Raw genomic sequence first — 7,798 nt, forward strand, 5'->3', positions numbered from 1 at the left:
CGCACCGGAAGGAGTCACCCTACGCTGATGACCGCAGTCGGTTCGAGCCTCCTGTCCGTCCGGGTCCGGTGGCGCGACGCAAGAGGGAACCCGGTGGGAATCCGGGACTGTCCCGCAGCGGTGAGTGGGAACGAGAGCCGTCAACAGCACTGGGCCCGAGTCGTGCGGGGCCGGGGAAGCGACGGCCGGTAGGTGCCCACCGGTGACCGGTGTCCCCGGCGAGCGAGCCCACGAGTCCGAAGACCTGCCACTGCGCCCGTACGCGATGTGCGGGCGGTGCACGGTGACCTCGAGGACCGGGTCGGCGGTACGGAGGAGGGTTTCGTGACGGGCCGTACCGTGTCCGGCGTCTGCCACGGCACGCTGGGCGAGCTGTACCAGGGCCCGCTGCGGGCGGGCACGGAGCCGGACATCGCCATCGTGTCGTTCCCCGTGGACCGCCACTCCTGGGCGCACTTCACCCAGGACACCGGGCCGCCGGGCCCGCCACCCGCCGGTGCGAAGTCCGCGAGCGCGGCCCGGCTCTTCCTGGAACACTTCGGGCTCACCCTGCCGCCGGGCCGCTGGAGCGCCCACTCCGACCTGCGGGTGGGCGTGGGGATGGCGAGTTCGACCGCCGACGTCGTGGCCACCCTGCGCTGCCTGTTCCGGCTCTTCGCCCTGCCGTACGACACGGACGTGGTCCTCGGCATCCTGGCCGCGATCGAGCGGGCCGACAGCGTCTTCCTCGACGAGTTCGCGCTGTACCTCAGTGGCCGGCACCGGGTGGTGCAGCGCCTGGGCACGGACATCGGCTTCCACACGGCGTACGTCACCGAGCCCGGGACGGTGGACACCGCCGCCGTCACCGGCCTGCTGCTGGCGCACTACCGGCGGCACGGGGAGGAGTACGAGCGGTGCCTGACCGACCTGCTGAAGGGCTTCGCCTCCGGTGATCCGGCCGCCGTCGCCCGGGCCGCCACCGCCAGCGCGACCCTGTCGCAGAGCGTGCTGCCGAAGGCGACGTTCGACAGCATGCTGGCCCATCAGGAGCGGTTCGGCGCCGACGGCGTCTTCGTCGCCCACACGGGATGCCTGATCGGCTACCTCTTTCCCGGCCGCCCGAGCACCGACCTGAAATCCGACCTGTCCGCCTTCTTCCACTCGCTCGGCCACCAGTGTTCCTTCGCCCGAGGAGGCTATGGGTGACCCACCCCCACATCGCCGACGCCCTGAAGGTCCCCGATCTCGTCCGGCTCACGGACGGCCTCGTCCTCGTCCGGTTCGAGTCGATGAAGATCTACTCCGCGCTCGCAGCCGTCCGCCACCTGCTGGAACGGGGCACGATCCGCCCGGGACAGACCCTGGTCGACAGCTCCAGCGGCATCTACGCCTACGCCCTGGCGCTGGCCTGTCACCGCTACGGCATGCGCTGCCACATCGTCGCGTCCACCACCGTGGACACCACCACCCGCGCCCAGCTGGAGATCCTCGACGCCACCGTGGAGCAGGTGCGCCCCTCCGAGAACCTCAAACTGGACCAGGAGTTGCGGGTGCGGCGGGTGCGGGAGCTCCTCGCCGGCCATCCCGACTGGCACTGGATGCGCCAGTACCACGACGACGTCCACTACCTCGGGTACCACGAGGTGGCCGACCGGATCACGGCCGCGTTCCCCGCGGCCGCGCTGACCGTCGTCGGAGGGGTGGGCTCGGGAGCCTCGACGGGCGGCCTCGTGGAACGCCTGCGCGCCACGGACCCCTCGGTGCGCCTCGTCGGTGTCCAGCCGTTCGGCAGCGTCACCTTCGGCAGCCAGGACCACCACGACCCGGAGGCGATCATCGCCGGCATCGGGTCGTCGATCGTCTTCGACAACGTCCGCCACCATCTCTACGACGCCGTGCACTGGCTGGACTTCACCCACGCCATGTCCGGCACGATCGCCCTGCTGCGCGACCACGCGGTCTTCGCCGGACTCTCCACCGGCGCCGGATACCTGACCGCGACGTACGAGGCCCGCCGCCACCCCGACCGGCTGCACCTGGTGATCGGAGCCGACACCGGACACCGCTACGTCGAACGCGTCTTCGCCCGCCACACCGAAGCCCTGGACCCCGCCGCGCTGAAGCCGGTCGAGGTCTCCGCCCCCGAGGAGATGTCCATGCCCTGGTCCAGGATGGCGTGGCGGCGCGCCGCCTGCCCGGCCGACCGGAAGGAGCGAGCGGCATGACCGTGGCGTGCCTGGAGTCACTCACCTTCGGTCTCGGACACCTGGTGCGCGCCGCCGAGGCGCTCGGCGAGCGGCTCACCCTGCTGACACGCGACCGCGCCTACTACTCCTACGAGCTGCGGAGGCTTCCGGCGGACGCCCTCGACGTCGTCGTCACCGACACCTTCGACGTGGAAGGGCTCACGGATCTGCTGCACCGGACACCCCGGCTGCGCGGTCTGATCAGCTCCACCGACACCTGGACCCTGGCGGGCGCCGAACTCGCCGACCGCCTCGGCCTGCCCGGTCTCGACCCGGCCGTGCTGCGGCTGACCCGGGACAAGGCGGCCGTACGCAACCGGCTGCACGGCGCCGGGCTGACGCGCGGGCGCGCCGTGGAGGCGAGCGGGACGGAACCGGTGGACGTGCTGCTCAAGGAGGTCGGTCTGCCCGCCGTACTGAAGGACACGGCGGGCACCGGCAGTCAGAACGTCTGGCTGGTGCGCGACGAGCCGGAGCTGGCCGCGGTCCTGGCCGAGGCGGCCGGGCGGCAGCTGAAGGGGCGGCTGTTCGCGGAGCCGTACTTCAGCGGGCCGGTGTACAGCGCCGAGACCCTCACCTGGGACGGCCGGACCCGGCTGCTGGGCGTCTCCAGCCGGCTGATGTCACCGGAGCCGTACTTCCGGGAGGAGATCACCGCGTTTCCCGTGGCCTTCCCGGAGGCACGGCGGGCCGTGCTGGAGCGGTGGCTCGACGAGGTGCTCGCGGCGATCGGCTACACCGACCGTTTCGCCCACGTGGAGTTCGTCCTGACCGCCGGCGGACCGGAGGTCGTCGAGATCAATCCCCGGATCGGCGGCGCCCTGGTCGGGGAGGGCATGTGCCGGGCGCTCGGCGTCAACGTGTACGAGGCGATGATCGAGGCCGCGCTCGGGCGCCGTCCCCGCCTCATGGACGCCGGCCTGCCCGGCGGCCCGGCGGTCGCCTTCGTCCTGGGCTACCCGGCCGCGCCCGGGGTGTTCACGGGTGTCGCCGGGCTGGACCGCCTGGCGGACATGCCGGGGTCACCCGCCTGGTACCCGGTCAGGTCCGTCGGCGACCCCGTCGAGCACCTGACCGACAGCCGCGGTTACGCGGGCATCGTCTACGCGGAGGCCGAGAGCGCCGAACTGGCCACGCACCACGCGGTGGCCGCCGCCAACGCCGTACGGGTGCTCACGGAGCCGTTCCCGCGGACCGGGGACGCGGGTGGCTGAACACGCACCGGGCGGGGAGGGCCTGCGGACCGCGCTGCCCGTGCTGCCCGTGCTGTTCGCACTATCTGCACTGTCCGCGCTATCCGCACTGTCCGCGCTCGACGGATCGCTGACGACGAAGGAGCACTGAGACCGCATGACACGGACGGGCGGATTCCAGGACGAGGCGTTCTGGACCGAGTTCCACGACTTCCTCTTCTCCGAGCAACGCCATACGCAGGCCGAGGAGCTGCTCGGCACCTCCCCCCTGCTGGCCTTCCCCACCGGGGCCCGGGTGCTGGACCTGTGCTGCGGTCCCGGGGTGTTCACGGTCCCGCTCGCCCGCCGCGGCCACGACGTCACCGGGGTCGACCTGAGCCCCGCCATGCTGGACCGGGCGCGCAAGCGGTCGGCCGACACGGGCGACCGGGTCACGTACGTGCAGGCCGACGCACGCACGTACGAGGCACCGGGCGCCTTCGACGTCGTCCTCAACATGTTCACCTCCTTCGGCTACTTCGAGGATCCCGCCGACAACGCCCGCGTACTGCGCACCATGCACACCTGCCTGGCCCCCGGCGGCACCCTCGTCCTGGACCTGGCCGGCAAGGAACTGCTGGCCCGCAGGGTCACCCCGCCCAAGGTGGTGCGGCGGGGCGAGGACCTGATGGTGCAGACCGACACCGTGCTGGACGACTGGGCCCGGCTGCGCAGCGACTGGGTCCTGGTCCGGGGCGAGCGGGTGACGCGCGCCACGCTGGTGTGGTTCGTGTACAGCGCGGTCGAGCTGCGGCGGATGGTGGAGGAGGCGGGGTTCGGCCGGGTCGAGGTCTTCGGCGGTTTCGACGGCCGCCCCTACGACGAGAACGCCGAGCGGCTGGTCCTGCGGGCGGTCCGCGAGGCGTGACGGAGAGCGGCGAAGGCGTACCCGCGGATCCGTACGCCCTTTGCCCCGGGCTGGACGGACCGTAGTATCACCGGGTCATCGCCGCGACGGGAGACAGGAAGCCGGTGCGAATCCGGCACGGTCCCGCCACTGTGACCGGGGAGTGCACCCTTCGACACGCCACTGCGCACCGCGCGGGAAGGCAGGGAGAAACGCCGATCCGGGAGTCAGGACACTGGCCTGTCGCGGGCCCGATCCGAGGAGCGCGGACTCCCCAGGAGGCTTCACGTGTACGACGGTACGTCCCGTCCCCCGCTGTTCACCCCTGCCCGCCGACGCGGTGCCCCGCGCGCCGGGGCCGCGGCCGTCGCCCTGTGCGCGGCCCTGCTGACCGCCGGCTGCGGGTCCCCGCAGGACACCGCCCAGGACGCGAAGGCCACGGCTTCGCCGGCCGACGGCTTCCCCGTCACCATCGACAACTGCGGTGTGAGGACGACGTACGACAGGGCGCCCGCCCGCGTCGTCACCATCCACCAGCACCCGGCGGAACTCCTGCTGGCCCTTGGCCTGAAGGACCGTGTGGCCGGCACCGCCTTCCCCGACTCGGCCCCCCTTCCGGAACTGAGGAAGGACTACGAGTCGATCCCGCAACTGGCGAAGAAGGAGCCGTCCTTCGAGACCGTCCTGGACGCCGAGCCGGACCTCGTCTACGGCGGTTACGGCAGCGCCTTCGCCGAGAACGAGGGCCGCTCCCGCGACGCGTTCGCCGACGCCGGCATCGACACCCACCTCAACCGCGAGTACTGCGGCAAGAAGCGGGTGACGATGAAGGACACCTACGACGAGATCCGCACCGTCGGCAGGATCTTCGGCGTGCCCGAGCGTGCGGACGAGCTCGTCTCCGACCTCCGGGCCCGGGTCGACAAGGCCACCACCGCCGTCGAGGACGAGCCCGAGGTGTCCGTCTTCGTCTACGACAGCGGCGACAAGTCCGCCTTCACCGCGGGCGGCAGGAGCCTGGGCACCGAACTGATCCGGCTGGCCGGCGGCAGGAACGTCTTCGCCGACCTCGACGACGTCTTCGGTGACGTCTCCTGGGAGCAGGTCGTCGAACGCAGGCCGGAGGCCATCGCGATCTACGACTACGCGGGCGCCGGCAGCGTGGAGCGGAAGAAGGAGTTCCTGCTCGCCCAGCCCGCCCTGAAGGACGTGCCCGCCATCAGGAACAAGCGGTTCGTCGTCCTGCCGCTGACCGCCACCCTGGTCGGCGTGCGGTCCGCCTACGCGGTGGAGGACCTCGCCCGCGGCCTCCGTCCCGAGAGCTTCGCGTGACGGCCCCGGTCACCGGCACCGCCACCGAAAGCGCCGCGAAACCCGGGAAGGCCCGGAAAGCCGGGAAGGCCGGGAAGGCCGGGAAACAGGACGGCGGGCGGGCCGGCCCGGCCGGTCTCACCGTCACACTCGTCGTCCTGGCCGTCCTGCTGGTCGTCTCCGCCACGGCGGGCCTGGCGATCGGCTCGGTCCAGGTGCCGCCCTACCAGGTGTGGGGCATCGGGACGCACGCGCTGGGTGCCGACTGGGTGGAACCGGACTGGTCGCCGGCGCGGGCGACCATCGTGCTGGACGTCCGCGCGCCCCGCGTCCTCCTCGGGGCCGTCGCCGGCGCCGGACTGGCGGTCGTGGGAACCGCCTTGCAGGCCCTGATCCGCAACCCGCTCGCCGAGCCCTACCTGCTCGGCGTCTCCTCCGGTGCATCGCTGGGTGCCGTCACGGTGATCGTGTTCGGCGTCACCCTGTTCGGGCCGGCGTCGCTGCCGGCCGCCGCGTTCGCGGGCGCGCTCGGGGCACTGCTGCTCGTCTACGCCACCGCCCGTACCGGCGGCCGGATCACGTCCGCACGGCTGGTGCTGTCCGGTGTGGCCATCGCCGCGGTGCTCACCGCCGTCCTCGACCTGCTGCTGCTCACCACCGACCGGGGCAACGAGGCCCGCGCGGTCCTGGCCTGGACCCTCGGCGGTCTCGGCGGCGTCAACTGGGACACCCTGTGGCTGCCCGGCGCCGCCCTGCTGGTGGGCGTCGCCGTCCTCATGGCGCAGGCCCGCAACCTGAATCTGCTGCTCGCCGGCGAGGAGGCCGCCACGACCATGGGGCTGGACGTGGCCCGCTTCCGCGCCCGCATGTTCGTCCTGCTCTCCCTCGTCACCGGCGTCCTCGTGGCGGCGTGCGGGCCGATCGGCTTCGTCGGGCTGATGCTGCCGCACATCGTCCGCCTGGCCGTCGGTGGCGACCACCGCCGCGTCCTGCCGACAGCCGCCCTCGGCGGCGCGGTCTTCCTCATCTGGGCCGACATCGCCGCACGCGTGGTCGCCGCGCCCGCGGAGATACCCGTCGGGGTGCTCACGGCCCTGTGCGGCGGCCCGTTCTTCCTGTGGCTGATGCGCCGCGACGCCCGCAGGACCACCGGCCGAGGAGGGGCATGACCGCCACCGGACCAGCCGTCGAACCTGCCACCAGACCTGCCACCGGACCCGCCGTCGAGCTCGCCGTCGACGGCGTCACCCTCACAGCCGGCGCACACCGCCTCGTCGAGGACGTCTCCCTGACCGCACGCCCCGGCGAGGTCATCGGCCTCGTCGGCCCCAACGGCAGCGGCAAGTCCAGCCTGCTGCGCGCCGTCTACCGCGTCCTGCGCCCCGCGGCCGGTCACGTCAGGGTCGGCGGCACCGACGCCTGGTCGCTGCCCGTGCGGCAACTGGCCCGGACCGTGGCGGCGGTGGTGCAGGAATCGGGCGCCGACTTGGACCTGTCCGTGCGCGAGGTCGTCGCCATGGGCCGCACCCCGCACAAACGGCTGCTCGACGGGGACAGCCCCGAGGACGCCGGCCTGATCGAGGCGGCCCTGGACGCGGTGGACGTCACCGACCTGGCCCACCGCCCCTTCGACCGCCTCTCCGGCGGCGAACGCCAACGCGTCCTCATCGCCCGCGCGCTGGCCCAGCAACCGTCCCTGCTCGTCCTGGACGAGCCCACCAACCACCTCGACATCCGGCACCAGCTGGACGTCCTGGACACGCTGCGCCGCCTGCCGGCCACGGTCCTGGTCGCCCTGCACGACCTCAACCTCGCCGCCTACTACTGCGACCGGCTGTACGTCCTGCGCGACGGCACGGTCAGCGCCTCCGGCCCGCCCGCCGACATCCTCACGCCCCGGCTGCTGGCCGATGTCTACGGCGTGACCGGCGAGGTCACCATCCATCCGCGCACGGGCGCACCCCAGGTGACCTTCCTCCCCGGCGAGCCGCACCCGGCCGCCTCGGCCGGGGCGGATCGCTCCGCGTCGTGACGGCCGCCCCACCCGCCTCGCGCAGGAAGCCCCGTCGGGGCAGGGTGACCGAATGGGTCGTCCCTTGCCCCGACGGGGTTCGCCGGCCGGGCGGCGGGTCACCGGCGCCGGGCCGAGGCCGGTGCCGGTGCCGTGTGTGGCGCTGTCC

8 protein-coding genes and 2 riboswitches are annotated in these 7,798 nt (G+C 72.7%); all 8 genes read left to right on the top strand.

Translation table 11 applies throughout. The annotated features are described in order from the left end of the window. Positions 1–52: 52 nt before the first annotated feature. A riboswitch (cobalamin riboswitch) is annotated at positions 53–266 on the top strand. A gap of 58 nt (positions 267–324) precedes the next feature. The 8 genes from KM933_RS25390 to KM933_RS25425 all read left to right on the top strand — a co-directional run bounded on the left by KM933_RS25390 (position 325) and on the right by KM933_RS25425 (position 7,650). After that, a complete protein-coding gene (locus KM933_RS25390) occupies positions 325–1,188 on the top strand; it encodes a GHMP family kinase ATP-binding protein (RefSeq protein ID WP_221356028.1) in 864 nt (287 codons plus the stop codon). Continuing rightward, a complete protein-coding gene (locus tag KM933_RS25395; RefSeq protein WP_308013543.1) occupies positions 1,185–2,207 on the top strand; it encodes a cysteine synthase family protein in 1,023 nt (340 codons plus the stop codon). Before KM933_RS25390 ends, KM933_RS25395 begins: the two co-directional genes overlap by 4 nt. After that, positions 2,204–3,442, top strand: coding sequence for an ATP-grasp domain-containing protein (locus KM933_RS25400; RefSeq protein WP_221356032.1), 1,239 nt, complete (start codon positions 2,204–2,206; stop codon positions 3,440–3,442). The genes KM933_RS25395 and KM933_RS25400 overlap by 4 nt, the downstream gene beginning before the upstream one ends. Further along, a complete protein-coding gene (locus KM933_RS25405; RefSeq protein WP_221356034.1) occupies positions 3,435–3,572 on the top strand; it encodes a hypothetical protein in 138 nt (45 codons plus the stop codon). The genes KM933_RS25400 and KM933_RS25405 overlap by 8 nt, the downstream gene beginning before the upstream one ends. Before the next feature lie 6 nt (positions 3,573–3,578). Then, entirely contained in the window at positions 3,579–4,328 is a 750-nt protein-coding gene (locus KM933_RS25410) for a class I SAM-dependent methyltransferase (RefSeq protein ID WP_221356036.1), read from the top strand. A gap of 60 nt (positions 4,329–4,388) precedes the next feature. After that, a riboswitch (cobalamin riboswitch) is annotated at positions 4,389–4,565 on the top strand. Between the two features lie 30 nt (positions 4,566–4,595). Continuing rightward, positions 4,596–5,639 carry an ABC transporter substrate-binding protein gene (locus KM933_RS25415; RefSeq protein WP_221356038.1) on the top strand — a complete coding sequence of 348 codons (1,044 nt, stop codon included), beginning with the start codon at positions 4,596–4,598 and terminating at the stop codon, positions 5,637–5,639. After that, positions 5,636–6,787, top strand: a complete 1,152-nt coding sequence (locus KM933_RS25420; RefSeq protein ID WP_308013544.1) for a FecCD family ABC transporter permease — start codon at positions 5,636–5,638, stop codon at positions 6,785–6,787. The genes KM933_RS25415 and KM933_RS25420 overlap by 4 nt, the downstream gene beginning before the upstream one ends. Next, complete coding sequence (locus KM933_RS25425; protein WP_221356040.1) at positions 6,784–7,650, top strand: ABC transporter ATP-binding protein; 867 nt, start codon at positions 6,784–6,786, stop codon at positions 7,648–7,650. The genes KM933_RS25420 and KM933_RS25425 overlap by 4 nt, the downstream gene beginning before the upstream one ends. Positions 7,651–7,798 lie beyond the last annotated feature (148 nt).

It is taken from the genome of Streptomyces beigongshangae (assembly GCF_019710745.1).
GTDB lineage: Bacteria > Actinomycetota > Actinomycetes > Streptomycetales > Streptomycetaceae > Streptomyces > Streptomyces beigongshangae.

What these genes read in the sequence shown, in the direction of transcription:
- KM933_RS25400 (WP_221356032.1), top strand. Translation starts at nt 2,204, where the DNA reads ATGACCGTGGCGTGCCTGGAGTCACTCACCTTCGGTCTCGGACACCTG.
- KM933_RS25410 (WP_221356036.1), top strand. Translation starts at nt 3,579, where the DNA reads ATGACACGGACGGGCGGATTCCAGGACGAGGCGTTCTGGACCGAGTTC.
- KM933_RS25425 (WP_221356040.1), top strand. Translation starts at nt 6,784, where the DNA reads ATGACCGCCACCGGACCAGCCGTCGAACCTGCCACCAGACCTGCCACC.